We start from the raw sequence: 26,009 nt of genomic DNA on the forward strand, positions 1-26,009 counted from the left end.
CTGCGAACTTCGGAGACCACGGAGCGCCGACGATAACGTTGATAATCAGTTAACCGGCGATGCGCAGACGCCGCGCACCAATCCCTGAACAATTCATTGACCCCGTGTTTCTACGTGACGCTTAACCAAAACGAAGCCGGCGCTGCGCACAATCGGCGCATGCAGAATTTCGATCGGTACAACTTTTCCTCCTGGCTGAGCGAGCCCGGCGGCGCGAACGCCGAGCTCGACCTATTGCGCGGCGTGCTCAAGATGCTGCCCACAGGCGTCACGGTGCAGGATGAGCACGGCCATATCCTGCTGATGAATGACGCTGCCGCTTCGCAGCTCACAGAGGCGGATGAGCAGGATGGCACGGCGCCCTCGCCTCTGGAGCGGCGGCAGGAGGCGGGCCGCGCACTGCTCCGTGACGGGCGGCCTGTCGTCATCGAAGAGCATATCGAGCGCGCCAACGGCGCGCAGACCTTGCTTACGGCGCACAAGCCGGTGCGGATCGCCGCTCGCAACCTGCTGCTGTCGAGCTCGGCAGATATCAGCGGGCACAAGGCGTTCGAGGAGCTGCTGATCCGCTCCGCCAATTTCGACGAGCTGACGGGCCTGCCGATGCGCCGCGTGATCGAGCGCCGCGCCAGCGAGCTGGTGCGGCGCGGCGGCGAACGCTTCGCGCTGGCCTTCATCGACCTCGACAATTTCAAGTACATCAACGACTATTACGGCCACGCCACCGGCGATGCGCTGCTGGTCGAGCTCGCCCGGCGGATCGGGCGCGACCTGCGCGGCACCGACCTGCTGTCGCGCATCAGCGGCGACGAATTCCTGCTGCTGCTGCATCCGGTCGAGCGGCTCGAAGAGGTCGCCGAATTCACCCGGTCCATGCTGCATCGGCTGAGCGCGCCTTTTTTCATCGACGGCGCCGAGGTGTTCGCTTCCGCCTCGATCGGCGTCAGCCTGTTTCCCGAGCATGGCGACGACTACGACGCGCTGCGCCAGAATGCCGATCTGGCGATGTACCTGGTCAAGAACCGCGGCAAGGGCGCGGTGGCGTTCTTCGACAGCGCCATGGAGCAGGAGGCGCTCGCCCGCATGAAGGTCGAGCAGTCGCTGCGGCTCGCGATCCTGGAAAAGCGCTTCTGCTGTGCGTTCCAGCCCAAGGTCGACATCCGCACCGAGGAGATCACAGGCATCGAGGCGCTGGTGCGGCTGCGCGACAATGAGGGCGTGATCCAGGCGCCGGGCGCCTTCGTCAATCTCGCCGTCGAGCTCGGGCTCATCGACGAGCTCACCCATCTCGTGCTCGCCGAGATCGTCAAGTCGATCGACCTCATTAACGAGACCTTCGGGCATGAGGCGACGATCAGCATCAACGTCGCAGCCAAGCAGGCCGCCAATCCGGATTTCATGCGCCCCTTTGCCGAGGCGCTCGCCGCCACCGGCTTCCCGCGTCGCTTCATGGTCGAGGTGACGGAGGACGCCTTTGTCACCAAGAGCCATTTCCAGGACGAGATTCTGCCGCTGCTGCGCGAGATCGGGGTCGGCATCTCGATCGACGATTTCGGCGTCGGCTATTCGTCGCTCTCGGCGCTCGCCGACATCACCGCAGACGAGATCAAGATCGACCGCTCCTTCATTACCGACATCCATAAACGGCCGCGCAGCCAGGGCATCCTGCGCGCGATCGAATCCTTGAGCGAGGCGCTCGGCATGACCGTGATCGCCGAAGGGATCGAATGTTTCGAGGAGCTGGCCTATCTGCAAGGCGCAACCAGGATCCGCCACGCGCAGGGCTATTACTTCTCGCGTCCGATCTTTCTGGAGGAGCTGAAGCCCGCGATCCCGCTCGCCAGCGATGCGCGCAAGAGCCTGGCAAGCCGCGCGATGCCGGAAAGCCGGCCGTCTCTCGCCCGCGGCACCAGCTATCGCCGCTGATACCGTTGCACTCGTCGCGCGCGTCGCGAGCCATCCGGGATTCTACCGACGTCGCATCACCACCTGCTCTCGGATGCCGCCCGGTATCGGGCTGGTGAAAAACCGCGATTCCGCCCCTCCCCCGCCGCAGCCCGCGGCTCCTTAAGACACAGGTAACCGCCTTTCCTAACGGCTGCGCCACCAGTGATCCGTAACGATGCGGGTGAGCAGAACGACGAAATTGCGGGAACGATCCAGCATGCCTCGCGGACCAGAAACGTCCCGAACCGACGCGGCGGAGGCGCAGCGCACCTCACCTCGCCGGCGCGACCCGGTGACCTGGCTTGTCATCTGCGGCAGCCTCTTGATCACGGCCATCGTCATGGGCACCGTCGTGATAGCGAGCGGATTTCGCGAGCGCGCACTGGAGAATGCCCGGCGAGAGCTCGACAACACCGTGCTGCTGCTGGCACGCCATTTCCAGCAGAAATTCGAGGACGCGGAGATCGTCGCCAAGGATGCGATCGAGCGACTGCAACTGTCGTCGATCGCCTCGCAGGAGAGCTTCCGGCAGCGGATGACGGAGCAATCCGTGCACGACCTGCTGCACGGGGTGGTCACCGGGTTGTCCTATATCGGCGATCTCAACATCATCGATAGCGACGGCCATATCATCAATTCGTCGGGAGATGGACCGCTGCCGCCGATCGTGGTGAGCGACCGCGCCTACTTCCAGACTTTGAAATCGAATCCGCCGCCCGAGAACTTCGTGATGCAGCCGGTCGAAAGCCGGGTCACCGGCAAATGGACCATGATCGTGGCTCACCGGCTCACGGGCGCTGATGGAATCTTTCTCGGCCTGCTGACCCGGCGGATCGATGCTGAAAGCTACGAGCGTTTTCTCGAATCCATGACGCTCAGCCCCGATTCATCGATCACGATATTCCATTATGACGGAACTCTGCTCGGACGCTATCCACGGGTGGAAGGTCTGATCGGCAAGAAGTATCCGAACGGCGATCTGCGAACCGCCGCGATGCGGAGCGGGGCCCGGCAGACCGGCTTCTTCACCAGCCCGATCGACAACATCGTCCGTCTGTCCTCTACCGCGCCGGTCAGCCGCTTCCCGATTCTCGCCATCGCGACGAAGACAGAGGCGGCCGCCTTGGCGGACTGGTATTCCCAGACCTGGCTGCTCAGCGTCACGGCCACGCTGGTGGTCATCGTGGTCGTCGCGATGATCGCTTTGGTCGTCCGACAGATCGTCCGGCAGAATCGCGATGCCACACTGCGGCTCGAGGCCGAGAAGCAGCGCGTCGACACCGCGCTGGACAACATGACCCAGGGCCTCGTGCTGTATGATGCCGACGCGCGCATCGTGATGTTCAATCAGCGCTTCATCGATCTGCTCGGCCTGTCGGGCGAAGTGATCAAGCCCGGCTGTCATCTCCGCGACCTGATGGAGCATTGCCGGCAGCGCGGCGCGTTCGACGGCGACGTCGACCAGTTCTGTGCGACAGTCAGCGCGAATGTCGCCACCGGCCGGACTCGACAGGCGACGTATGAAATCAAGAGCGGCCGCTCCTTCAACGTCATCGACAAGCCATTGCCGCAGGGCGGCTGGGTCACCACCATCGAGGATATCAGCCACCGCCGCGCCCTGGAGCGAGAGCGCGACCGCAATCACGCTTTTCTGCGCGAGATCATCGACCACATCCCGTCCCAGATCACGGTCAAGGACATTCGCGATCGGCGCTACGTGCTCGTCAACCGAGTCGCGGAACAGCACTTCCTGCGCAGCCGCGACAACCTCATCGGCAAGACGGTTTTTGACCTGTTCCCGCAGACCGCGGCCGAGCAGATCACGGCCGATGACGATCGCGCCATCACGCGCCCCGATGGCTTGTTCATGGATGAGTACCCCACCCAAAGCCTGGCGCTCGGCCCGCGCTACGTCACCTCGCACCGGATCGCGATCCATGACGACACCGCCACACCGCGCTATCTGATCAACGTGGTGGAGGACGTCACCGAACGGCGCGAGGCGGCCGAGAAGATCACGCGGCTCGCGCATTTCGACGCGCTGACGGAGCTGCCGAACCGGGTGCTGTTCCGCGAGCAACTCGATCGCGAGCTCGAACGAGCCCGGCACGGCAAGATCTTTGCCCTGCTTTACATCGACATCGACGAGTTCAAGGGCATCAACGACTCGCTCGGCCATCATGTCGGCGACGAGCTTCTGAAGACGGTCGCAGAGCGGATCAAGAGCTGCATCAAGGCGGCCGACATGGTGGCCCGGCTCGGCGGCGACGAATTCGCGGTGCTCCTGACCTCGATCGATGCCCGGGACGACGTCGTGGCGGCCGTGCAGCGGATCTTCGAGTCCATCCGCACTCCCTATCATTGCCTGGGCCACCAGCTTACCAGCGACGCCAGCATCGGCGTCGCGATGGCGCCGCTCGACGGCACCGAGCCCGACGAGCTCACCAAGAACGCCGACCTTGCGATGTATGCCGCGAAAGCCGGCGGCCGCCGCACCTTCCGCTTCTTCGAGCCGGCAATGGACGAAAGCGCCCGCTTCCGCCTGCAGATGGAGCAGGACATGCGCCGCGCGCTCGCCGACGGCCAATTCGAGATCCACTATCAGCCGCTGGTCGACCTCACCGACAACAGCATGACCGGTTGCGAGGCGCTGCTGCGCTGGCGCCATCCGGAGCTCGGCATGATTCCGCCGCTCGATTTCATTCCGCTGGCCGAAGACACCGGCTTCATCAACGAGATCGGCGACTGGGTGCTGCGAACCGCCTGCGCGGAGGCGGCCGCCTGGCCCCCACACATCCGCCTGGCTGTCAACGTCTCGCCGGTGCAGCTGAAATCGCCGACGCTGGCGCTGCGCGTGGCAAGCGCCCTCGCCGCGTCTGGCCTCGCGCCGGGACGGCTGGAGATCGAGATCACCGAGGCAGTGCTGATCCACGACGACGACAGCGCACTGAAGATCCTGCACGAGTTGCACCACATCGGCGTGCGCATTGCGCTCGACGATTTCGGCACCGGTTATTCATCGCTGAGCTACCTGAAACGCTTCCCCTTCGACAAAATCAAGATCGACCGCTGCTTCGTCAGCGATATCGAGATCGGCGGCTCGTCGGCGATCGTGCAGGCCGTCGTCAACATCGCCACGGCCAGCAACATGACGACGACGGCGGAGGGCGTCGAGACCGGACAGCAGCAGAGGATGCTGCGCCAGCTCGGCTGCACCGAGATGCAGGGCTACCTGTTCAGCGCGCCGAAGCCGCCCTCCGAAGTGCGCAAGCTGTTTGCGGCGAACGCCATGGTTGCGGCGACGGAAGAGAGCTCCCCGATCCAGGCTGCAGGCTGACCGCAGACCGGCCCGGGACGTGCCATAGGCGTCCGGCTATGCCGTCGCGCCGCGACCCGCTATAAGCGGGGGCCGCGTCCTGCCAGGAGGTCTTTCCCATGCAGCCCGTCTCCATCCTCCTGAACCTGCTCTGGATCCTGTTCGGCGGCGCCTGGATGGCGTTCGGCTGGCTGGTCGCCGCGGTGGTGATGGCGATCACCATCATCGGCCTGCCCTGGGCGCGGTCGGCCTTCAACATCGCGGTCTACACGCTGCTGCCGTTCGGCTCGCGCGCCGTCCGCCGCGACATGGTGACCGGCGAAAGCGATATCGGCACGGGCCCGCTCGGGCTCATCGGCAACATCATATGGTTCGTGCTGGCCGGCTGGTGGCTGGCACTCGGCCACCTCGTCACGGCGATTGCACTCGCCGTCACCATCGTCGGCATTCCCTTCGCCTGGGCCCACCTGAAGCTCGCAGGCATCGCATTATGGCCGATCGGCAAGGCCATCGTTCCGGCGTGATGATCGGCCTTACCCGCTCGGAATGAGGGTCGATCAGCGCGAACGGAACATCCGGGACATCGGCCGTGGGCTCACGCCCGGTCGCCCCGCCCGCCGAAAGCGTCCAGACCGCCGCCAAGCCCGTTGCCGACCTGCCGCCAATCGGCTAAATGGTCGGTCGCACGCGCCCGTAGCTCAGCTGGATAGAGCGTTGCCCTCCGAAGGCAAAGGTCACACGTTCGAATCGTGTCGGGCGCGCCACTCTGCGCGATGGGGTGCCCCTATCAAAGGCCCCACCACCTCCTCCGGCACTTCGCTCGCCAGTACGCGGCGCTCAGCCTGCGTTCTTGATCGCGGCCTCGAAACTCTTTGCATCGAAGGCCGGCATGCTTTGGATCCGCCCGAGACCCTGAGTGGCGTACCAGACGGAGAACGCGAGCATCGCTTCCGGATTCGGGGCATCGACGATGTCCACAAAATCGTAGTAGCCCTGCGTGTAGTGGATCGACTCGATCTTGATACCCAGGTTGTCGAGCTTTGCCTTGGCCTTGCCGATCCGCTCCGATTGCTTGCTCGCCCACTCCGGGCCCAAATTACCAAGCAGCACATATTTCATGGCCACCTCCCACGTCATGTGGATCATTTGCGCGAGGGACCCGGCAACTCTACGCCTTCCCGTGGTCCGCGTACATGCCCCTTCGCTCCGCGGAGACGCTGACGGGAGCCGGGCCCGGCAGGACGATGCCCCATCGTTCAAAGTCGCAGGCTTGCCGTGCCCTCGTGGCAGGACGGGAGCCGGCCGTCGCATCATGCGCCAGGGCGAAGCAATGGTGTCCATCTTCATCGGGCTTGGCCAGATCCATCGGAAATCGACCTTCCGGACTGGGAGCGTCCCCGGAGATGAGAGATTTGATCGGCCAGGCGCTTGCGGCCGTGGGCTGGTCGAGAGCCAGCACGACAAGCCGCAGTTGCTGGAGCTCGTCTCGACGCTTGATTTCAGGCCGTATCACTTCTCGGCTGGACGGTTCGTGCCAGACTTTCCGGCTCATGGGCAAACGAGGAATACGTTCCTGATCACCGACTGTCGAACGACGCAGACCCGCGCATCGGCCTTCTTCGACCGACCCCGGCCCACGGCTCATCTCGACAACGGCGTTTCAGGCGCGTGCTGCACCAAGCATACGCTTAGCCAATCTGGCCGGAGCCGAAATCCTGTCGATGCCGGAATAGAGCAGCTCTCGTTGCGTCGTGGGATTGGATTTGGATACAGCGGACAGAGCTGCGACTTTCAAGCGATCGGACAGGTTCGACACGCCGGGCGGAGCCGGCCGCCACCCCAATTGTCGCAGGCATGCGTTGGCTTGGTAGATCTTGGCGCGCCGATCCAAGGAGCGGAGCGCGAACCAGATGCTCACGCTGACCGACACGTTATTCGCATTGCAAATCAGGTGAGGCGCGAGCGGCGGCTGGTGGACCGCAACGCCGGGGACCAGCCGATACTTCTTTCCAAGATGGCGCGTCTCCTCGCGCAGCCGACCCGCAAAAGCCCGCCCCCGGTAAAACTGCTCGATCTCTTGTTCCGTGAGAACGAAACGATCCTCCTGATCGAAGAGATAGACATCTTTCTCGCCCTGGATCTGGAACAGGAAATTCACATCGTGGTCAAAATGATACGGTGTCACCATGTCCGGAGACGCAACGAACACCGATAGACCCGACCAACTGATCTCGTCCCTCAACCGCGACTTCGTCAGCTCTTCCAGCTCAGCAATGAAATCGGCGCGCAGTTGCTCATAGCCCGGATCCAGTTCGTGCAAGCTCGACATTTTGAGCCAAACGCCGCCTTGCTCGATGCATCCGACGATCTCGGCGAGTTGTCCTTGCCGAGCCAATCGTTCAATATCACGCTGATCCGACCTGCCGGAGCTTTCAAACCGCACGCCGTATTTATTCGGATCGCCACGTCTCACAACGCACCCCGCAAGATACGCAAGCTGGGAGATATCAAAGAGCGGATGGTGGGCGAGTTGATGCTTGAACGCAAACGGACTTCGCCCAATGGCCTTCCAAGGTGCACCGTCGGGTGCGAGCTCGGTCAGTACGAGAACGCTTGATCGATCATCTTGCACCACCTGCGACATGACGCAACTCCGACCCGGTGGATTAACCTCTCGAGCAATATCAAATGCTAATAGACTTGCCTGCCATCAATCGTGATTGCTCTCGCATCGGGCACGGCCAACGGCCGTGCCATCGCCGGCGATGAAACGCGCAAGCGATCCGGTCCAGATTGCGACTTAGGACGCCGGCGATCGGCTGTTAGCCCTCCAGGAAAGCCGAGATCAGGAGAGTCGCCAGCACGAGATCGAGAACACCAAGCGTAATCAAGCTGAAATGGAATAACGGTTTGGGATTAATCATTGTACTCCCCCGCAACTATTCAGGTACGCGTAATAACAAACGATCCGACTACAAAAGCCGACAATGCTTGCACCGATCTAGCATCGCCGTAGTACTCAGCACAGGGCATTCGCGCCTAGCTTTTCGGCAAACAGAAGCCCCCGTCATGGGGAGCTCAGATCGAAACCAGCACCAGGACTATAGCATTTGCCGGTGCCCATGATCTTCCCAAGTCCGTGAAAGATGTCACGGCAACGACGCACTTCGAAGAATCGGTACCTAATGTCTTTCGGCTCTCATAGTCGCAAACGGGCTCGCGGCAGGCTGATAAGAATGCGTGAGCCGGGAGGACGGCTGTTCTTGATCCAGAAGACGCAAGGCAGCTTGCTCTTCCGAAAGACGCCCTTCAACGAAATTTCGTTCGATGTCAGTGAGATAGGTGTCCAGCAGTCGCTTATATCGATTGATATTATTTTGGTGAGCCTTGCAAAGCGCGCTCTCGAGGATGGCCATGTCGATCCCCCTGTTCGTCAATATTTTTTATGTTTGTCGGCAAAGAGCAGTGAAGGACGGGAGATGACAAAGCCGGCCATCATTGCCGGACCAAAGAATGCCCGAACTCATCAAGGGCGTCTGCACCGGAATGAGCATAAGCCGCCCAGGCCGCGAACTGGATTGCGATTTTTTGATGCCAGCAGGCGCCGAACTACAACCACTGCGAAATGTCGCAGACCAAGGGCCCGCTGAGCGCGTGACATGAGGTCGATTGAAGGCATGCTCGGCAGCCTTCCGGGCTCGGAAACATGGCGCTACTCATTGTACACGCCCGCCACGGCTCGCTCCCTCAGGGCAAATTGCGCGCTCGCCGAGCAAGGCATGGCGACAACAGGCCCATCTGCATCGGCCGCGACGCGTCGATCGTAGTCGGTCCGTTCAGGCAGTCACGCGCTTCTCGGCCGAAACGCAACGACAGACCCGGCCGGTTCTTGCTCGCGCATCGCTGCCTCGATGGCCTTCGCGAGCGCGACCTGATCGAACGGCTTCGATAGACGCCGCAGGTCGGATCGCGCATCACTGGGAAGCTCCGCATATCCCGTGCTCAGGAGGATGACCGTCCCAGGGCGCTCCGCCGTGATGGCGCTGGCAAGTTGCAGCCCGGTCATGCCAGGCATGGCATAATCGGTCACGACCAGGTCGACGGTGCGCGTGCGGCGAAACAGAGCCAACGCCTCCTCGCCCGAGCGAGCCTCGACCACTGTGTGCCCAAGATCCTCCAGCATCGCTGCCGTGTTCTCAAGCACCAGCAGATCGTCGTCGACGACAAGTACGGAAAGCCGCCGGCCGGCCCGAGGTACCACTGCGGGGGCCTCCTCTGCGCGCAATTGTGGCTCCGCAGTCTCCACGGCGATCGGCAGCCAGATGTCGGCTGTCGTGCCCTCCCCCGGACGGCTTTTCAAAACGAGCCTGCCGCCGGACTGCTCCGCAAGTCCATGGACCATGGACAGGCCGAGCCCGGTGCCTTTGCCGACGCCCTTGGTTGTGAAGAACGGCTCCTGGGCGTGCCTAAGGGTCTCATCGTCCATGCCGCAGCCGGTGTCACTCACCGAAAGCGCAACATAGCCGCTGGTCGGAAGGGCACCACTGTTCAATTCCGCGCGGGCGGCGATGGTAATCAGGCCACCATCCGGCATCGCATCGCGCGCGTTGACCGCGAGATTGAGGATCGCGAGCTCAAGCTGGTTCGCGTCAACCTTCACCTTCGGCAGATCCATCGGAAACAGCGTCTCGACACGAATGCCGGGCTCAAATTTCAACAGCGACGCCATGCCGTGGACCAACTCGCGGACATCGACGACCGCCGGCCTGAGATCCTGCTTGCGCGCGAAAGCGAGCATGCGCTGGGTCAAGGAGGCGCCCCGCAGCGCGCCTTGCATCGCGTTGTTCACCAGGCGCTCGTTCTTCGGATCGTCCGGCGGCAGGCGCTTCTTCAGAAGCTCGAGACTGCCCAGAACGGCGGAGAGCAGATTGTTGAAATCATGGGCCACGCCACCGGTGAGCTGACCAATGGTCTCCATTTTCTGCGACATCATCAGTGCTTCGCGCGCCCGATCCAGTGCTTCCTGCGCCCGTTTCCTTTCGCTGACATCGCGCACGATGTTTGCAAAGCCGGCAATTGCGCCGCTTTCGTTGCGAACCGCGACGATCGTCGCCTCCGCCCAGAACTGGGTGCCGTCCTTGCGCACACGCCAGCCTTCGATGGCGGATTTCCCATGCCGCTCGGCTTCAAGGAGCGCGCGGGCCGGCGTCCCGGCCGCGCAATCCTCCTCGGTGTGAAAGACCGTGTAGCTCGTCCCGACGATGTCGTCGCCATAGCCCATGAGCCGGCGCGCGCCGAGGTTCCAGTTGCCCACGCGTCCATCCGGATCGAGCATGAAGATCGCGTGGTCGGCGATGCCCTCGACCAGGAGCCGAAAGCGTTCTTCACTGCGTCTCAATGCGGCAGCCTCGCGCTGGGCGCGTTCCGCGGATGCCCTGTCATAGACGGCGGCGGCGATCCCGATGCTCAGGATCATGATGGTGGTGCCGGCGAGCAGGAACGCAAGCGGCGCCTGACCGACGCCGATATATCCGGCATCCCCTGCCACGGGGATCGTCGGCAGGAACATTGCGCCTTTCATCGCCGCGTAATGCATGCCAGAAATCGCGACGCCCATCACGAATCCCGCGAACAGCCGCTGCAGCGCGTTAGTGCGGCGAAAGGCGAGCCAGAGCGCCACGACCGAGGCGCTGATCGCGATCACGATCGAGAACACAACCCATCCTGGATCGTACTCGGTGAGAGCCGCCATTCGCATCGCGGCCATGCCGGTATAGTGCATGCCGGAGATGCCAAATCCCATCGCAAAGCCCGATGCGAGGAGCGCCTGCGGACGCCGTCCGACGACGGCAAATGCGGCAGCAGCGACGATAATGGGAATGATAAGGGAAAGAAACGTCAGGAACGGATCGTACGCGATCTCGGTTCCAGGCAGGCTGAAGGCCAGCATGCCGACAAAATGCATCGACCAGATGCCACCGCCCATGGCAATCGCAGCGGCGACAAGCCAGGCTCGGCGGGCCCTCCCCGAAGCGGCGCGCATCCGGGTCGCCAGGTCCAGGGCCGTATAGGAAGCGAGCGCCGCGATCAGAATCGATAAGGCGACCAGGACGGGATCGTGAAAAGCCGTATGGTGGTGCATGTTCGGACCACGTTAGTCGAATTCGGATTCGCGTTTACGCAAATTGTCCCCCTCGACGGTGCCGAAATCACCTTCGGCATCAGGATTGGTCCCATGCGCGCGACATGCCGACGCCAGCCGCCGTATTCGCACCCTTCGTCCCGAAACGAATCGGTTGAGAAGCGAGCTCGTTGCAATCCTACGCCGCAAAGATGGCCGCAAGTCGGCCGGTCTTCTTGAGAAGCGGACCGTCGTCGCACATTTTCTGAACGCCCCGCGCCGCACAACCCTGGGGGATGCAGCGGACACATTGCACCCTCACGCGTCCGTTTGTTGACGCGCGCGAGAGCGGCGCTGAAACTCCCGATGATCGGCGGACACAAGGAACTGCTGCACATCGTCGGGAGGAACTCATGTCCAAGACAAACAGCTTTGGACGAGGCGGCGCACCTGACGACAAGCGGCGGAGTTTCCTGAAGGGCGCCGGCCTGGTGGGCGCGGCAGCCCTCACGGCGCCCGCCGGCGCCGCCGTCTCTCCCACGGCCGAACAAGCACCGCGCGCCAAGGCGCGCGTGCCCGGACCCAGGCTTGCCGCGGCAGATGCGATGCCGCCATCGGCCGATCCGGTCAATCAGATCTCGAGCGGCGGCGATTTCATGGTCGACGTGCTCAAGACGCTCGACATCGACTATCTCGCCATGAACTGCGCCTCGAGCTTCCGCGGCCTGCACGAGGCGCTGATCAATCACGGCGGCAACACCAAACCCGAGATCCTCACCTGCCCGCATGAGGAGATCGCGGTCCACATGGGACAGGGCTATGCCAAGATGGCGGGCAAGCCGCTCGCGATGATCTGCCATGGCGTGGTCGGTCTGCAGCACGCCAGCATGGCGATGTACAATGCCTGGTGCGACCGCGTGCCCGTCGTCGTGATGGGCGGCAACATCATGGAGGCGAACAAGCGCGCGCCTGGTGCCGAATGGCCCCATTCCGCGATCGATCCCGCGGCGCTGACGCGCGATTTCACCAAATGGGACGACCAGCCGGCCTCGCTGCAGCATTTCGCGGAATCGGCGGTGCGCGCCTACAAGATCGCGATCACACCGCCGATGGCGCCGGTGATGCTCTCGCTCGATGCCGAGCTGCAGGAGAACCCGATCGAGAATCGCGACGCCTTGCGGATTCCGAAGCTGACGCGCCTGACGCCGCCGCAGGGTGACGAAGCGGCATTGGCCGAACTCGCCAAGATGCTGGTCGCTGCGGAAAATCCCGTGATCATCTGCGACCGCGTCGCGCGCACGCCGGCCGCCATGCCGCGGCTGGTCGAGCTGGCGGAAACCTTGCAATGCGCTGTCATCGATAATTACGGCCGGATGAACTTCCCGTCGCGTCATCCGCTGAACCAGTCGTTCCGCCGCTCCATCCTCGCCTCCAGCGATCTCATCGTCGCCATGGAGCTCAACGAATTGTGGGGCACGCTGAGCGATTTCCATGACCGGATCAATCGCACCTCCGAGCCGCGCACCAAGAAAACGGCCATGATCGCCACGCTCGGCACGCGCGGTCTCTACATGAAATCGAACTACCAGGATCTCGGCCGCTACCAGGAGGTCGACCTCGACATCGCAGGCGACGCGGAGGCCAGCCTGCCGGCCCTGACCGAGCAGGTGAAAAAGCTGATCGACGAGGGACGCAAGGCCACCTTCGAGGCGCGCGGCAAGAAGCTGGCCGCCGCGCATCTGGCGGCCGTCGAGCAGGCGAAATCGGACGCGACCATCGGCTGGGATGCGAGCCCGATCACGTCGGCGCGGCTGTGCGCCGAGCTCTATGGCCAGATCAAGGACGAGGACTGGTCACTGGTCGGCACCTCGATCGGATTGTCGTGGCCGCATCGCTTGTGGAACTTCGACAAGGCACATCGCTGGAACGGCGTCTCCGGCGGCGGCGGCGTCGGCTACACGCTGCCGGCCTCGCTCGGCGCCGCGCTCGCCAACAAGGGCAGCGGCCGCCTGACCGTGGCGATCGGCGGCGACGGTGATTTCATGTTCGTGCCGAGCACGCTCTGGACGGCCGCGCATCACCGCATTCCGCTGCTCTATATCGTCCACAACAACCGCGCCTATCACCAGGAATACATGTACCTGCAGGCGATGGCGGCGCGACACGGCCGCGGCATCACCAAGGCCGACATCGGCACGACGTTGAAGGATCCCTCGGTCGACTATGCGACCATCGCCAGGGGCTTCGGCGTCCATGGCGAGGGGCCGATCGAAGATCCGAGCCAGCTCGGGCCCGCGCTGAAGCGCGCCATCGATGTGGTCAAGTCGGGTCAGCCGGCGCTGCTCGACGTCGTCATGGATCAGCGCTGAGCGGAGCGGCGGACATGAATGTCAGAGAGCTTACGATCCTCGCATCGACCATCGCGGCCACAGCGCTATTGGTCGCGGTACTGTCGTTAGCCGTCGCCCGCGCCGATGACGACGCGCCGACCGGCGATCCCGTGAACGGCAAACGGCTCTACATGGCTGACGGCTGCTTCGAATGTCACGGCCGCGCCGGCCAGGGTGGCCGCTTCAACTATGCGACGCCGGCGCTCGCTCAGATCGCGCTGCCGGTCGATTCCTTCATCTCATACCTGCGCGAGGCGCCGAACGACATGCCGTCATTCTCCGCGGAGGTGCTCACTGACAAGGACGCCGCAGACATCCACGCCTTCCTGCGCTCGCTGCCGGGGCCGCGGCCGGCCAAGGATATTCCCTTGCTCAACGAGTGACGATAACGCCCGCTGCTTACCTGCGTCGGTACCGATCGCCGCGATCCGTCCCGCGCATCAGCGCAAGGCCAACCATCCCCGCAAAGCCGAGCCCGAGCACGAGACCTATCCTGCTCATCTGGTCCGCCGGCGGCAGCCGCTTGCGCGCCAGCCAGCCGCCGCTGGCAGTGGCGCCGATCTCGGCCGGTGCAAGCATCGTACCCTCGCTGCGCGCGGCGCGCTTTGCCCGCGACAGCAGAAAGCGGAAGGCTGCGCCCATCACGTGCTCGGTCGGATACGGAGCCATCGCATAGGAGATCTGTCCAAGGCGGGCGGGCCAGCCGACTGCGACTTCATCGCGCGGCGAACGCATCAGCTGCATGAAAGCTTCCGCGACATCCTCGGGCCGATACAGCATGGGGCCGGGATCGAGGTTGCGACCTGACACGTTGGCGCCGTGAACGAAGCCGGGCGTATCGACCATGGCTGGGAAGACGCTGCACACATGGATATTCGGATGGGCCGCCAGCTCCTGGCGCAGGCTGGCGGAGAATCCCCGCAGGCCGAACTTGCTGGCCGTGTAGGCAGCGGCGAACGGGGTCGGCGCCCAACCGCCGATCGAGATGTTGTTGATCAGGATGCCGCGCCGCTGGCGCAGGAACACCGGAAGCACGGCATAGGCGCCGTTCATCGTGCCCAGCAGGTTGACCTCGATGGTGCGCCGATGCAGCGCGAGGTCGGCATCCTGAAAGGCACCGAATACACCGGTCCCCGCGTTGTTGATCCAGACGTCGATGCCGCCGAATGCCTTTTCCGCCGTGGCGGCGAGCCGTTGCACGGCTTCGGCGTCGGTTACGTCGGTGGGAACAGCGATGGCGTGGCCGCCGAGCGCGTTGCATTCGGCCGCCAGGTCCTGCAGCAGATTCGCGCGGCGGGCGGCAAGCGCGATGCTGGCGCCCTTGCGTGCCAACGCCAGCGCCGTCGCACGACCGATGCCGCTCGACGCCCCGGTCACGACCACACGCTGCGCAGCGAGGTCTCGCGGAACCGCCAGCGCATCGCTGGCCTTGACCGCGGAGGGCAGCCAGGCGAGCGCGCGTCGGAGCTGCTGGGTGCCGCCGCTCTCGAACCAACGGCCATGGGCGAAGATCACCCGCTCCGGCCGCAGCCGGATCAGCCGGGCCACGGCCTGCTGCACCGAGCGGCCGCCGAGCCGCAACAGCAGCCGCAAGTAGGCCGGCGCGGTGCCATCGGGTGCGGTGATCCCGAGCAGATCGGCGGCGGCGCGGGCGACGAACGACAGCCGCTCCGGCGCCAGGTTCTGCACCAGGTCAGTCAACACCAGGGTGCGGCTCGGCTTGTGAAACAGCTCGACCTCGGAAAAGAACAAGCTGGTAATCAGGACCAATTCGATATCCTCAGCCCATTCGTTTGGCGTCGCATCGCCCAACTCGCGATCGATGTGGAGGCCAGAACGGCGGACCTGGGCGCGATCGGCGAGCCCCGGTGCGGCAAACAGCTCGGCTTCCGGCAAGGCGTGCTGCCACTGCGGCAGGAACATCCAATGCGCGACATTGGGCGCCAGCAGGTATTTGATCGGCCCAAGGCGCGTCAGTTCCTGGTGCAGGGCCTCGGAATATCTGGTCGGCGAATGCAGCAGCAGATCGCCGCTTGACAGCCTGATCACGGTCATGCGCACCGGAAGCGAAAGTCCGGCGGCATTGATGTGTCCGGCATCGACGATCCAGACGCCGTCCGTGACCGGTCTCAGGTGCTGTTGATTGCTGCTCATGATGGCTTTCCCGACGCCGCGATTGTTTCAGGAGAACCAGCTGGCATCTCCATGGTTGCAATCCTTCGCGATCGATGTCGATGCCTGAGGGCTGCGATGCAAATGGCCGGGACAGATGCAGCCATTTGCGTCATTTCGTACCGTAGCGCTCACGCCCTGAGCGGCCGCACAATCCGTCCGAAAGGCAAGGCGCAGCCTTCCAGAAGGCCCTATGTGAGCGCCATGGTCTTGGGATCGCCGCTCATCTGCTCGCGCTGCGCCGCGCTATCGGGGCGCGCCGGCCCGAGATTGGGAGCCTCTCCGAGCGGCTCGAACCGTTCGTTGGGTGCGAAGGTACCCTGTCCGTCGAGCGAGGGTCCTTCGGAATAGCGGCCGGGCGGGACTGGCGCGCCATTCCGTTCGGTGCCCATGAACATGTAGCTGAACTCCGTGGCCTCCTTGCTGCGATCGAAGCTGTTGGGAATCGGCAGCGCATTCGGCCCCATCTCCTCGATCACCGCCAGCCATTGCTGCTGATGCATGGTGTCCCGCGCGATCAGATAGCTCAGCATGTCCTGCATGCCGCGATCGCTGGTCGAGTTGTAGAGCCGGACGGCGAGTGTGCGGCCCGTCGCTTCCGCCGCGACATTGCAATACATGTCGGCGGCAAGATTGCCGCTGGCATAGATGTGCGAGCAATCGAACGGGACGCCGTCCGAGTTGGCCGGAAACGCGGCCATGCCCGTCGACAGAAGATGCCGGTGCAACATGCCTTCGATGACATGACGCGGCCGTTCGCCGCCCTGCATGACGGCGCCAACGACCGGATTGGCCTGCAACGCGGTCTCCTGCATGGTCGCCGGCGCGTTCTCCAGATTGAGGGCGACTGCCGTCGCCAGCATTTCGATGTGGCTGATCTCCTCGGTCGCGGTGTTGAGCAGAACGTCACGATATTTGGCCGGACCACGCGCTCCCCAGGCCTGAAAGAAATATTGCAGGCAGACGCGGATCTCGCCCTCGACACCGCCGATCGCCTGCTGGAGCTGCCGTGCGAAGATCGGATCCGGAGTCTCGACCGCCACGGGATATTGAAGCCTCTTGTCGAAATAGTACATGCGCTGTTCTCCATTTGGGATGTACAGCGGCAATGAGAACCCTTGTGCGACGTTCCTACTTACGCTCTCTGTGACATTCAGAACGGCTCTAAGTTTGCGACGAGCTAATCCAGGTTAGACGCGCAACGCGTAAGCTCGTTCATGTGCGGCACCCAGCGCAGACCGGCTAGCGGCCGAGCTCATGTTCAACGATCGACTTCTCCAAATACAATGTCGAGGGAGCCGAGGATCGCCGAGACGTCGGCGAGCAGATGTCCGCTGCACAGGAAGTCCATGGCCTGAAGATGTGCAAATCCTGGCGATCGTATCTTGCATTTATAGGCCTTGTTAGTTCCGTCCGAGACGAGGAAGACGCCGAACTCTCCCTTTGGCGCTTCAACGGCGACATAGATTTCGCCAGGCGGGACGTGAAAGCCCTCCGTGTAGAGCTTAAAATGGTGGATCAGGGCCTCCATCGAGCGCTTCATCTCGCCGCGCCTGGGCGGCGCGACCTTGTTGTCCTGGATCAGCACCGGTCCCTGCCCGTCCGGCGCGCGCAGCTTGGCGATGCACTGCTGCATGATACGGACGGACTGCCGCATCTCCTCCATCCGGATCAGGTAGCGATCATAGCAGTCACCGTTTCGGCCGATGGGGATGTCGAAATCCATCTCGGCGTAACAATCGTAGGGTTGGGCCTTGCGCAAATCCCAGGCCGCGCCGGAGCCGCGGACCATCACGCCCGAAAAGCCCCAGGCCCAGGCCTTATCGAGCGGCACCACGCCGATATCGACATTCCGCTGCTTGAAGATTCGATTCGCCGTGAGCAGCCGGTCGAGGTCGTCAACCACGCGCAGGAACGGGTTGCACCAGGCCTCGATGTCATCGATCAGCTTCGGTGGCAGGTCCTGGTGGACACCTCCCGGCCGATAATAGTTGGCGTGCATCCGGCTGCCCGACGCCCGCTCATAGAACACCATCAGCTTCTCGCGCTCCTCGAAGCCCCACAACGGCGGGGTCAGCGCGCCGACGTCCATCGCCTGCGTCGTCACGTTCAGGAGATGCGAGAGGATCCGACTGAGCTCGTGATAGAGCACCCGGATCAACTGGCCGCGCCGGGGCACATCAATGCCGAGCAGCCGCTCGATGGCGAGGCAGAATGCATGCTCCTGCGTCAGCGGTGCGACATAATCGAGCCGATCGAAATAGGGAATCGCCTGCAGGTAGGTCTTGGCTTCGATCAGCTTCTCGGTGCCACGATGCAGCAGCCCGATATGCGGATCGACCCGCCGCACCACCTCGCCGTCGAGCTCCAGCACGAGGCGCAGCACGCCGTGCGCCGCGGGATGCTGCGGGCCGAAATTGATGGTGAAGTTGCGAAAGCTTTCGTGGTGCTCGTCCATTGGTTCACCTGCTGCACAAAGCCGATGAAAATCCACGCGGCGCAGATGATCGCTTGCAGGATTTCCGACAATTCGCAAACGGCCGCCTCGGTGCTCCGTTCCTAGCTGCGTGCGCGGGGGACCGACGTAGAGGCACGGCCGGCCCGTCACGCGCCGCGGCGAACCAGCCTTATTCCATCGGACTCGCGGAAGGCATGCTGCGCCTGCTGCATATCGAGAGAGCCGGCGCGCCAGCGCTGCGCGATCGCGGCGGCCGAAAAATCGAAGGTTTTTTCCGGACCTGCCTCCTCTGCGCCCGGCCGGTAGCTCAACAGATGGATCGCATCGTCGGGCACCCCCTGCCGTTCGAGCTGCCATTTGAGCTGGCGTGCGGCCAGTCCAATCCCAAGTCGCTGGTAGGTCTGGTTGGCCATTATCAGGTCGCTCTTGCGCTCCGATGCCGCTTCGAGGCTGGTCGGCGCCTCGCCGTCGCGGGGAAAGAGATCGACGACATAGAGGCGCAAGGGCACGGGCTCGGCGAGCACGGGATCGAACGGCGCATTCATCGACAGGCCGCCGTCACCGAGCCAGCGCCCATCGATCTGCAGCGCGGCGAACTCCGGAAGGAAGCCGCAGCTGGCCATGACGTGATCGAGCGTGACGCGATCGCGCTGCGTCTCGAACAGGACTGCATCCCCGGTCTTCAGATCGGTCGCTGCAATGGTGAGGCGCACCTCGCCGCCATTGAGGCGATCGAAATCGATCAGCTGCGCCAGCCGTTCGCGGGTCGGCGCCAGGTCGTAGAAGCTGCGGAAGCGCAGCGGGTCGATCAAGCCTTGGATGAAAGTGCCCCTCGCTGCCGACCACCCGGGTGCCGAGCGCGGACATCCAGGCGAAGGCGTGGCGCAAGGGATCGGCGCCGCGCCGGGTCGGCGCCGCAAGGCTTTGCTCCCAATAGGCGCGCAGCGCGCCCACTCGCTTCTCCGGCGGATTGCCTGCAATCAGTGCGGCCGTGATGGCGCCGACCGACGAGCCGCAGCACCAATGCAGCGGCAATGGAAACGCCTCGTAGACGCCGGCGTGATAGGCGCCGAGCCCGAGGCCTCCCGAGAACACGAGCACATTGAGCTTGTCCGGCAATGTTGGTGATCCTATTGATAGTGAAGGGGGCGGCGGTCGCGTGCGCTCCGGCAACGTGGAACTGACAAGTTTGGTTCACTCCGCCCTGCGTGGGCAGCGCGCAGGCCGGCTGATAGGAACGAACACCAAACACACCCGTTCACCGATCGACAGATGGGGGCAATCATGAAGGACAAGCAGATCGCCGCCCTCCCCTTCAGGACCAAGTCGGCAAAGCTGCGGATTCTCCTGATCACGACCCGCGGCAAGCGACGCTGGTCCGTGCCGAAGGGCTGGCCGATGCGCCGCAAGCAGCCGCATCGGGCCGCGGCCGTCGAAGCCTACGAAGAAGCCGGGCTGCTCGGCCGCGTGAGCGCCAAGGCGATCGGCCGCTTCAGGCACAGCAAGCGGAAGGGCAAGCGCAAGCTGGTGCTCGACGTGAAGGTGTTTCCCCTGAAGGTCAAGAAGCGGCACAAGGACTGGCCCGAGCGCGGACAGCGGCGTGCGATCTGGCTGCCGGCGTCCGAAGCCGCGCGCCGGGTCGATCGGCCCGAGCTGCGGCGATTGATCCGGCGCTTCGCCCGCCAGCAGGCTCTCCGGCACTGATCGTCCGCAGTCCCGCGCACCTTGCTATTCGGCCGGCACGGAAGGCGTCACAAGCCCACGTCGCGATTCGATGATGGCACGATCGATCCGCGCCACCTCCGCGGCCGGCACGACATATTCGTCGTGGTCGCGCCAGGCAAAAACGACGAAGGTCGCGAACGCTCCGACGCCACCGAGCGCCACCATCCACCAGATGTGCCAGATCAGGGCAAAGCCCATCACCGTGGCAAAGAATGCGCATACGAAACCGGTCGGCGAGTTGCGCGGCAGCTCGATGGCCTCGTATTCCGGCGCGTGCTTATGGCGCAGCTGCTGTCGCTTCGCTTGCTCCTTGATCGTCCAATAGGCGTCTTCTCCGGTGACATTCGGCAGGATCGCGAAATTGAACACAGGTGGCGGCGAGGATGTGGCCCACTCGAGCGAGCGGCCATCCCAGGGATCGCCAGTGGTGTCGCGCAGCAGCTTGCGGTCGCGAACGCTGAAGACCAGCTGCAGCACCTGCAGGATGACGCCGATGGTGAGCAGCCCGGTGCCGAAGGTCGCGACAAGCAGCCAGGGACGCCATTCGGCGACGTCATAGTGCTGCATGCGCCGCGTCATGCCGAGAAAGCCGACCGCATAGAGCGGCATGAAGGTGACGTAGAAGCCGAGCAGGGTGAACCAGAACGCCGCCTTGCCCCAGCTTTCGTAGAGACGGAAGCCGAACGCCTTCGGAAACCAGTAGGTCACGGCGGCGAACGCCGCGAAAAGCACACCGCCGATGATCACGTTGTGGAAATGGGCGACCAGGAACATGCTGTTATGCAGCAGGAAATCGGCCGGCGGCACCGCGACCAGCACGCCGGTGAGACCGCCGATGATGAAGGTCACCATGAATCCGATCGACCATAGCATCGGCGTCTCGAAGCGGACGCGGCCGCCATACATCGTGAACAGCCAGTTGTAGATCTTCACCCCGGTCGGCACCGCGATGATCATGCTGGCGATGCCGAACACCGCGTTGACTTCCGGCCCGGCTCCCATCGTGAAGAAGTGATGCAGCCACACCATGAAGGAGATGATGCAGATCGCCATCGTCGCCAGCACCATGGAGCGATAGCCGAACAGGGATTTTCCGGAGAAGGTCGCCACGACCTCCGAATAGATTCCGAACGCCGGCAGCACGAGGATGTAGACCTCCGGGTGCCCCCAAGCCCAGATCAGGTTCATGAACATCATCATGTTGCCGCCAGCTTCGTTGGTGAAGAAGTGGAAGCCGAAGTAGCGGTCGAGCATCAGCATGGCCAGCGTCGCCGTCAGGATCGGGAACGCCGCCACGATCAGCAGGTTCGATGCCAGCGTCGTCCAGCAGAACATCGGCATCCGCAGATAGCTCATGCCCCTGGTCCGCAGCTTGAGCACCGTCGTCACCAGATTGATGCCGGCGACCAGAGTTCCGATTCCGGAGATCTGCAGCGACCAGATATAGTAGTCGACGCCGACACCCGGCGAATACCTCGTCTCGGACAGCGGCGGAAACGGCAGCCAGCCGGTGCGGGCGAACTCGCCGACCACCAGCGACACGTTCACCAGCAACGCGCCGGTCGCGGTCAGCCAGAAGCCGACCGAGTTGAGCGTGGGGAAGGCGACGTCGCGGACCCCGAGCTGAAGCGGCACGATCAAGTTCATCAGCCCGATCACGAACGGCATCGCGACGAAGAAGATCATGATGGTGCCGTGAGCGGAGAAGATCTGATTATAGTGCTCCGGCGGCAGATAACCGTTCGAGTGGAACGCAAACGCCTGCTGCGTCCGCATCATGATGGCATCGGTGCCGCCCCGCAGCAGCATCACGAAGGCCAGCAGCACGTACATCACGCCGATCCGCTTGTGATCAACGCTCGTGATCCATTCGCGCCAGAGATAGGGCATGTAGCCCTTGATCAGGACCCAGAGCAGGACGCCGATGATCGCGGCGAGGACGACACCCGCAGCGACCAGGGGAATCGGTTGATCGATCGGGATGGCCGACCAGCTGAGCTTTCCAAGCATCGCGCGCTCCAACAACCCCTCGGCAGAGCTTAGCCCTGCCCGATTCAGCCCGACGTCAGCACATGTGGATCGTGAAGCTGCACATCTTCATGATCAGCTCACGACCCGCGCGGATATCGCGTCAGCGCTCTCGGGAACTGATCGAGCTGCACGATCACCTCGGCCTCGCGCGCACGCTTGAGCAGCTGCGCCCGGTCCAGTCCCGGCCGCAGCCGCTCGGCCGCGTCGCGCGCCTCACGCGCCGATCTCAACAACCGCTCAGCGAGCGGCTGGGTTTGCCTGAAGCGGCGGCGTGAAGCGGCGGCGTGGCTTCTTCCGAGTTTCGATTTCCATCTCAGCACAACCGGAATGCGCCCTCGCCTGGCCTTCAGAGTACATTTCGAGGGAGGTTCTGCATCAACATAGGTAAATCGGCCTGAACATCACGCCGAACTCATCACGCGAGCACCAACAATGACGAACGAACTGACATGTGTCCGGCCGATGCGCGCAAAACAGTCGATCTGCCGGCGCGGAACGATGACGCCGCGCCGAACCGAGAATTGTAACGGAACATAGCTAGTGATCGCCGCAGCAGCTTCCGTTGCGGATGGTCCCTTCGCGTTCGCCGATGTAGCGCTGGTACTCGCTGATCGCCCTGTTCGCCATGCGGATCTTGTTGGTCTGGCCTTCCTCGATCATCGCACTCAAGCGCTGCGCCAGGAATACGCAGGTTTCGAACTCGTCGCGCATGGCCCCGGATCGCTCGATGTAATCGTAGGCGATCTCATAAGCCTTCTCGGCGACGCTCTCGCGAAAGTCGCTGAATATGATTCGGGTCATGCTCAGCAATGCCGCGAACGGCGTCACCGTTCCTATACAGCGAGCAGATGTTCTGATGATGCTGCCTGGACGGGAGTCGGATCGCCCCGCCCGCAACGCGTTGCCACGAGACTAACCTGTGATAACAGGTGCGAGAGATTGTCACGATCCGGCTCTGCTACGAGCGTCAGCTCCTCGATCTGTCATCGTGCGTATGGTGAGCATCTCGCTCGCCGCCACCGCCTGAGACCTGCGATTTTCGTCCGCTGGTCGGCGAGCCCGGTGTCGGACGGTCATGCTCGCGCCCACCCTTCTCTGGATGCTCGCGATCCTGCCTCGATGAGCCGGGTCCGCCGAAGCGCTCGGTGTTCGGACTCTTGTGGGGCATTATCGATCCTGCTGATAGCCTTGATTGGCGGTGTTCTGCTTGATGTTGCCCTGCCGACCCTGGGTATCGAAATTCTCGCGGGCAGGCGCCTTCTCGTCGACTTCGATCTTCGGGTCGGAGCCAGGTCCTTTGTCGCTGCGTTGCTCCGGCGGTACGGGAGGCATCCTGGACATTGGTCACTCCTTGATCTGTCGGAATGACACCAACGAGTTCCAAGAGCACACGTTCCCAAACAGCTGCACGCAAACTTGCGCCGGGAGTTGGAAACGGATCCGCCGGGCATTGCTTCATTGCGTGGCGATGATCATGCCTTCGTTCCCCTGCAGCTGGATGGCACGATCAAGCGGCCCACGCTGTCGCGCCGGATCGGTGGACAGCAGGCACAGTCCGGTTCCGCCACAGTCCCAGCGGCGCGGCTCGCCGGCGATGTTGAGCAGCACGAGGATCTGCTCCGATCCCAGGCTGCGCCGATAGGCCAGCACATCGTCCCGGGCGCGGATCGGTTGGTAGTCGCCCCGCATCAGGCATGGCGTCGCGCGCCGCAGCGCCATCAGCTCGCGATAGAGGTTGAGGATCGAGTTCGGTTCGTCGCGCAGGCTCTTCACATTGAACTCAGGCCTGCCCTGCGGCAGCCATGGCTCGCCTTTGGTGAAACCGCCATGCGGGCTGTCATCCCAGCGGAGCGGCGCGCGCTCGGGATCGCGGCCGAGATCGAATCCCTTCACTTTGATCGCAAAGGGATCGCGCACCCTGTCATCCGGGATGCGGACGCGCTCCATCCCCAGCTCGTCGCCCATGTAGAAGATCGGCGTTCCCCGCAAGGTGAACAACATCATCGCGAGCACGCGGGCCTGGGCATGTCCGATCTTGCTGGCGACCCGCTGCTTGTCATGACCGCCGATCACCCACACCGGCCAGGCATGCTCAGGCAATGCGTTATAGTAGGCGTCGATCGTGGCCTGCAGCGCGAACGCGCTCCATTGGCTATCCAGCAGCGCAAAATTAAGAGGCAGATGCAGGCGCGGCCTGCCATCACCGTAGAAATGGCCGATGCGATCGGTCTTGCCCTGCACCTCGCCGCAGAGCAGCTTGCGGTCATACTCGTCGATCACCGAACGCAGCGTCTCGATGCAGGCCATCGTCTCCGGGCGATCGTCGGTGAAAACGGGTGTGTAGCGTTGCGGCGGCGGGGTATTTGCGTCCGCCTCCACGTCCGGCGGATTATCGCGCAGCAGCGCGTCCTTGATCAGCACGGCGCTGGCATCGACGCGGAAGCCGTCGACGCCCCGCTCCAGCCAGTAACGCATGACTTCGCTGATCGCAGCGCGGACCTCGGGATTGCGCCAGTTGAGATCCGGCTGCTCCGGCAGGAAGGAGTGATAGTAGTACTGCTCGCGCGCACGGTGCCAGTGCCAGGCGCTGCCGCCGAATCGGCTCAGCCAGTTGTTCGGCGGCCCACCATTGCCTGCGGGATCGGCCCACAGATACCAGTCCGCCTTCGGGTTATCGCGGCTGGTGCAGCTCTCCCTGAACCAGGGATGCTCGGCGGCAGTGTGGTTCGGCACGAGGTCCATGATCAGACGTATGCCTGCGCCGTGCAGGCCGGCCACCAGGCGGTCAAAATCCTCGCTGGAGCCGTAAGCGGGATCGACGCCGCAATAATCGGAAATGTCGTAGCCGAAATCGCGGAAGGGCGTCGGATAGATCGGCGTCAGCCAGACCGCGTCGACGCCGAGCCATTGCAGGTAATCGAGCCGCTTGAGTAGCCCGCCAATATCGCCTCTCCCGTCGCTATCGCTGTCCTGAAACGAGATCAGCGGGATCTCATAGATCACCGCGTCCTGCCACCAGTGCAATCCGGATGGAAAAGATATGTCGCTCGGCATCTCGATGAATGTTTGCTGGATCCTGAAAGCCCGAGCCCAATGCGCTCAGGCCGCGACGGTTCCTGTTCACGGCGCAAAGCGTTGCGCATGGGGCGGATGTGTCGACTGAATCGCCTGCAATCGATCTCCGCTCGCCCAACACAGTTGCGAGCGCCCACACGCCCGCGTGACACGCCATCGAAGCGCATCCGCAGCCTATCGTCCGAAGCCGGGCCGCAGCGGCGCGCCGCGGCCCGGCAATCAGGTCAGTTCACCACCAACCGGGACCCCAGCCCCAGCCGACACGCCAACCGATCGGCCGCCGCCAATAATACGGGCCCGGGCCGCAGCCCCACGGCCCGCAAACCGGGCCGGCATAAGCGACTGGATAGCCGGCATAGGCGTAGTACGGGTCGCCCCAATAGGGAGGCGCCGCGAGGGCAGCGCCGATCAGCGCACCGGCGGCCAGACCACCCAGACCCCATCCCCAACCGCCCCTATGCCATCCACCGTGCCAGCCTCCACCCCAGCCTCCGTGGAAGCCGCCGAAGCGGACCTGAACCACCTGACCCGCCTGGGCCCCCGGCTTGGCTGCCGCCGACAACGCGGTGACCGGCGCCGCACCAGCCGGCATCTGACTTCCAAGCACGAGCGCGCCCGACAAGGACAGCGCTGCGACAACGTTCGAGATACGCATGGACGATTCTCCTGTTGCTCACCCGTCTCAGCCGCTCGCACGACGCGCCGGGGTGCCCCAAGACTTGATGCCGGCGCTTCGACGAGCGTTTAACACCAGGAAAACCCAGCTTCTTTCCG

20 protein-coding genes, 1 tRNA gene and 1 pseudogene are annotated in these 26,009 nt (G+C 63.6%); 8 read left to right on the forward strand and 14 right to left on the reverse strand.

The window, feature by feature from the left end; genetic code table 11:
• Positions 1–159 precede the first annotated feature (159 nt).
• From P6U24_RS36075 to P6U24_RS36090, 4 genes are all read left to right on the forward strand, one after another.
• Positions 160–1,926: a putative bifunctional diguanylate cyclase/phosphodiesterase gene (locus P6U24_RS36075; protein WP_407157127.1), complete on the forward strand. Its 1,767-nt coding sequence runs from the start codon at positions 160–162 to the stop codon at positions 1,924–1,926.
• Between the two features lie 238 nt (positions 1,927–2,164).
• Positions 2,165–5,284 carry an EAL domain-containing protein gene (locus tag P6U24_RS36080; protein ID WP_407157128.1) on the forward strand — a complete coding sequence of 1,040 codons (3,120 nt, stop codon included), beginning with the start codon at positions 2,165–2,167 and terminating at the stop codon, positions 5,282–5,284.
• A 98-nt stretch (positions 5,285–5,382) separates the two neighbouring features.
• Complete coding sequence (locus tag P6U24_RS36085) at positions 5,383–5,787, forward strand: YccF domain-containing protein (RefSeq protein ID WP_407157129.1); 405 nt, start codon at positions 5,383–5,385, stop codon at positions 5,785–5,787.
• 163 nt (positions 5,788–5,950) lie between these two features.
• A tRNA-Arg gene (locus tag P6U24_RS36090) sits at positions 5,951–6,027 on the forward strand.
• A 73-nt stretch (positions 6,028–6,100) separates the two neighbouring features.
• On the opposite strand, the gene P6U24_RS36095 is transcribed toward P6U24_RS36090, so the two are convergent.
• The 4 genes from P6U24_RS36095 to P6U24_RS36110 all read right to left on the reverse strand — a co-directional run bounded on the left by P6U24_RS36095 (position 6,101) and on the right by P6U24_RS36110 (position 11,405).
• Positions 6,101–6,382, reverse strand: coding sequence for a GYD domain-containing protein (locus P6U24_RS36095; protein ID WP_407157130.1), 282 nt, complete (start codon positions 6,380–6,382; stop codon positions 6,101–6,103).
• Between the two features lie 541 nt (positions 6,383–6,923).
• Positions 6,924–7,907, reverse strand: coding sequence for a hypothetical protein (locus tag P6U24_RS36100; protein ID WP_407157131.1), 984 nt, complete (start codon positions 7,905–7,907; stop codon positions 6,924–6,926).
• 538 nt (positions 7,908–8,445) lie between these two features.
• A complete protein-coding gene (locus tag P6U24_RS36105) occupies positions 8,446–8,679 on the reverse strand; it encodes a hypothetical protein (RefSeq protein WP_407157132.1) in 234 nt (77 codons plus the stop codon).
• A 428-nt stretch (positions 8,680–9,107) separates the two neighbouring features.
• The gene (locus tag P6U24_RS36110; RefSeq protein WP_407157133.1) at positions 9,108–11,405 is read right to left on the reverse strand and encodes an MHYT domain-containing protein; all 2,298 of its coding nucleotides are present in this window, start codon (positions 11,403–11,405) and stop codon (positions 9,108–9,110) included.
• A gap of 392 nt (positions 11,406–11,797) precedes the next feature.
• Between P6U24_RS36110 and P6U24_RS36115 the strand changes: the two genes are divergently transcribed.
• Positions 11,798–13,753, forward strand: a complete 1,956-nt coding sequence (locus tag P6U24_RS36115) for a thiamine pyrophosphate-binding protein (RefSeq protein ID WP_407157134.1) — start codon at positions 11,798–11,800, stop codon at positions 13,751–13,753.
• A 14-nt stretch (positions 13,754–13,767) separates the two neighbouring features.
• The gene (locus P6U24_RS36120) at positions 13,768–14,157 is read left to right on the forward strand and encodes a c-type cytochrome (protein ID WP_407157135.1); all 390 of its coding nucleotides are present in this window, start codon (positions 13,768–13,770) and stop codon (positions 14,155–14,157) included.
• A gap of 16 nt (positions 14,158–14,173) precedes the next feature.
• Here P6U24_RS36120 and P6U24_RS36125 read toward each other — a convergent pair whose 3' ends face one another.
• The 5 genes and pseudogenes from P6U24_RS36125 to P6U24_RS36145 all read right to left on the reverse strand — a co-directional run.
• Positions 14,174–15,928 (reverse strand): SDR family oxidoreductase, encoded by a 1,755-nt coding sequence (locus P6U24_RS36125; protein WP_407157136.1) that lies wholly within the window; start codon positions 15,926–15,928, stop codon positions 14,174–14,176.
• A 209-nt stretch (positions 15,929–16,137) separates the two neighbouring features.
• Positions 16,138–17,022: a manganese catalase family protein gene (locus tag P6U24_RS36130; RefSeq protein WP_407157137.1), complete on the reverse strand. Its 885-nt coding sequence runs from the start codon at positions 17,020–17,022 to the stop codon at positions 16,138–16,140.
• A gap of 185 nt (positions 17,023–17,207) precedes the next feature.
• Entirely contained in the window at positions 17,208–18,404 is a 1,197-nt protein-coding gene (locus P6U24_RS36135) for an NADH-quinone oxidoreductase subunit D (RefSeq protein WP_407157138.1), read from the reverse strand.
• Between the two features lie 146 nt (positions 18,405–18,550).
• Positions 18,551–19,216 (reverse strand): patatin-like phospholipase family protein, encoded by a 666-nt coding sequence (locus tag P6U24_RS36140; RefSeq protein ID WP_407157139.1) that lies wholly within the window; start codon positions 19,214–19,216, stop codon positions 18,551–18,553.
• A gap of 85 nt (positions 19,217–19,301) precedes the next feature.
• A pseudogene (locus P6U24_RS36145) lies at positions 19,302–19,505 on the reverse strand (patatin-like phospholipase family protein); the annotation flags it as partial.
• A gap of 183 nt (positions 19,506–19,688) precedes the next feature.
• Between P6U24_RS36145 and P6U24_RS36150 the strand changes: the two are divergent.
• Positions 19,689–20,108, forward strand: a complete 420-nt coding sequence (locus tag P6U24_RS36150; protein ID WP_407157140.1) for an NUDIX hydrolase — start codon at positions 19,689–19,691, stop codon at positions 20,106–20,108.
• 24 nt (positions 20,109–20,132) lie between these two features.
• On the opposite strand, the gene cyoB is transcribed toward P6U24_RS36150, so the two are convergent.
• On the reverse strand, positions 20,133–22,139 hold the full coding sequence (gene cyoB / locus P6U24_RS36155; protein WP_407157141.1) for a cytochrome o ubiquinol oxidase subunit I: 2,007 nt from the start codon (positions 22,137–22,139) through the stop codon (positions 20,133–20,135).
• A 62-nt stretch (positions 22,140–22,201) separates the two neighbouring features.
• On the opposite strand from cyoB, the gene P6U24_RS36160 reads away from it, so the two are divergent.
• Positions 22,202–22,435: a hypothetical protein gene (locus tag P6U24_RS36160; RefSeq protein ID WP_407157142.1), complete on the forward strand. Its 234-nt coding sequence runs from the start codon at positions 22,202–22,204 to the stop codon at positions 22,433–22,435.
• 262 nt (positions 22,436–22,697) lie between these two features.
• Here the strand turns inward: P6U24_RS36160 and P6U24_RS36165 are convergent, their stop codons facing one another.
• The 4 genes from P6U24_RS36165 to P6U24_RS36180 form a co-directional block, all read right to left on the reverse strand.
• Positions 22,698–22,988, reverse strand: coding sequence for a hypothetical protein (locus tag P6U24_RS36165; protein WP_407157143.1), 291 nt, complete (start codon positions 22,986–22,988; stop codon positions 22,698–22,700).
• Positions 22,989–23,327: 339 nt separating this feature from the next.
• A complete protein-coding gene (locus tag P6U24_RS36170) occupies positions 23,328–23,501 on the reverse strand; it encodes a hypothetical protein (RefSeq protein WP_407157144.1) in 174 nt (57 codons plus the stop codon).
• 114 nt (positions 23,502–23,615) lie between these two features.
• A complete protein-coding gene (locus P6U24_RS36175) occupies positions 23,616–25,214 on the reverse strand; it encodes an alpha-amylase family glycosyl hydrolase (RefSeq protein WP_407157145.1) in 1,599 nt (532 codons plus the stop codon).
• Positions 25,215–25,464: 250 nt separating this feature from the next.
• Complete coding sequence (locus P6U24_RS36180; protein ID WP_407157146.1) at positions 25,465–25,890, reverse strand: hypothetical protein; 426 nt, start codon at positions 25,888–25,890, stop codon at positions 25,465–25,467.
• Positions 25,891–26,009: the final 119 nt, after the last annotated feature.

This window comes from Bradyrhizobium sp. STM 3557, assembly GCF_045571465.1.
Lineage (GTDB): Bacteria > Pseudomonadota > Alphaproteobacteria > Rhizobiales > Xanthobacteraceae > Bradyrhizobium.

Coding starts and splice junctions, on each gene's coding strand:
- P6U24_RS36075 (WP_407157127.1), top strand. CDS start 160: ATGCAGAATTTCGATCGGTACAACTTTTCCTCCTGGCTGAGCGAGCCC.
- P6U24_RS36080 (WP_407157128.1), top strand. CDS start 2,165: ATGCCTCGCGGACCAGAAACGTCCCGAACCGACGCGGCGGAGGCGCAG.
- P6U24_RS36085 (WP_407157129.1), top strand. CDS start 5,383: ATGCAGCCCGTCTCCATCCTCCTGAACCTGCTCTGGATCCTGTTCGGC.
- P6U24_RS36095 (WP_407157130.1), bottom strand. CDS start 6,382: ATGAAATATGTGCTGCTTGGTAATTTGGGCCCGGAGTGGGCGAGCAAG.
- P6U24_RS36100 (WP_407157131.1), bottom strand. CDS start 7,907: ATGTCGCAGGTGGTGCAAGATGATCGATCAAGCGTTCTCGTACTGACC.
- P6U24_RS36105 (WP_407157132.1), bottom strand. CDS start 8,679: ATGGCCATCCTCGAGAGCGCGCTTTGCAAGGCTCACCAAAATAATATC.
- P6U24_RS36110 (WP_407157133.1), bottom strand. CDS start 11,405: ATGCACCACCATACGGCTTTTCACGATCCCGTCCTGGTCGCCTTATCG.
- P6U24_RS36115 (WP_407157134.1), top strand. CDS start 11,798: ATGTCCAAGACAAACAGCTTTGGACGAGGCGGCGCACCTGACGACAAG.
- P6U24_RS36120 (WP_407157135.1), top strand. CDS start 13,768: ATGAATGTCAGAGAGCTTACGATCCTCGCATCGACCATCGCGGCCACA.
- P6U24_RS36125 (WP_407157136.1), bottom strand. CDS start 15,928: ATGAGCAGCAATCAACAGCACCTGAGACCGGTCACGGACGGCGTCTGG.
- P6U24_RS36130 (WP_407157137.1), bottom strand. CDS start 17,022: ATGTACTATTTCGACAAGAGGCTTCAATATCCCGTGGCGGTCGAGACT.
- P6U24_RS36135 (WP_407157138.1), bottom strand. CDS start 18,404: ATGGACGAGCACCACGAAAGCTTTCGCAACTTCACCATCAATTTCGGC.
- P6U24_RS36150 (WP_407157140.1), top strand. CDS start 19,689: ATGAAGGACAAGCAGATCGCCGCCCTCCCCTTCAGGACCAAGTCGGCA.
- cyoB (WP_407157141.1), bottom strand. CDS start 22,139: ATGCTTGGAAAGCTCAGCTGGTCGGCCATCCCGATCGATCAACCGATT.
- P6U24_RS36160 (WP_407157142.1), top strand. CDS start 22,202: ATGTGGATCGTGAAGCTGCACATCTTCATGATCAGCTCACGACCCGCG.
- P6U24_RS36170 (WP_407157144.1), bottom strand. CDS start 23,501: ATGTCCAGGATGCCTCCCGTACCGCCGGAGCAACGCAGCGACAAAGGA.
- P6U24_RS36175 (WP_407157145.1), bottom strand. CDS start 25,214: ATGCCGAGCGACATATCTTTTCCATCCGGATTGCACTGGTGGCAGGAC.
- P6U24_RS36180 (WP_407157146.1), bottom strand. CDS start 25,890: ATGCGTATCTCGAACGTTGTCGCAGCGCTGTCCTTGTCGGGCGCGCTC.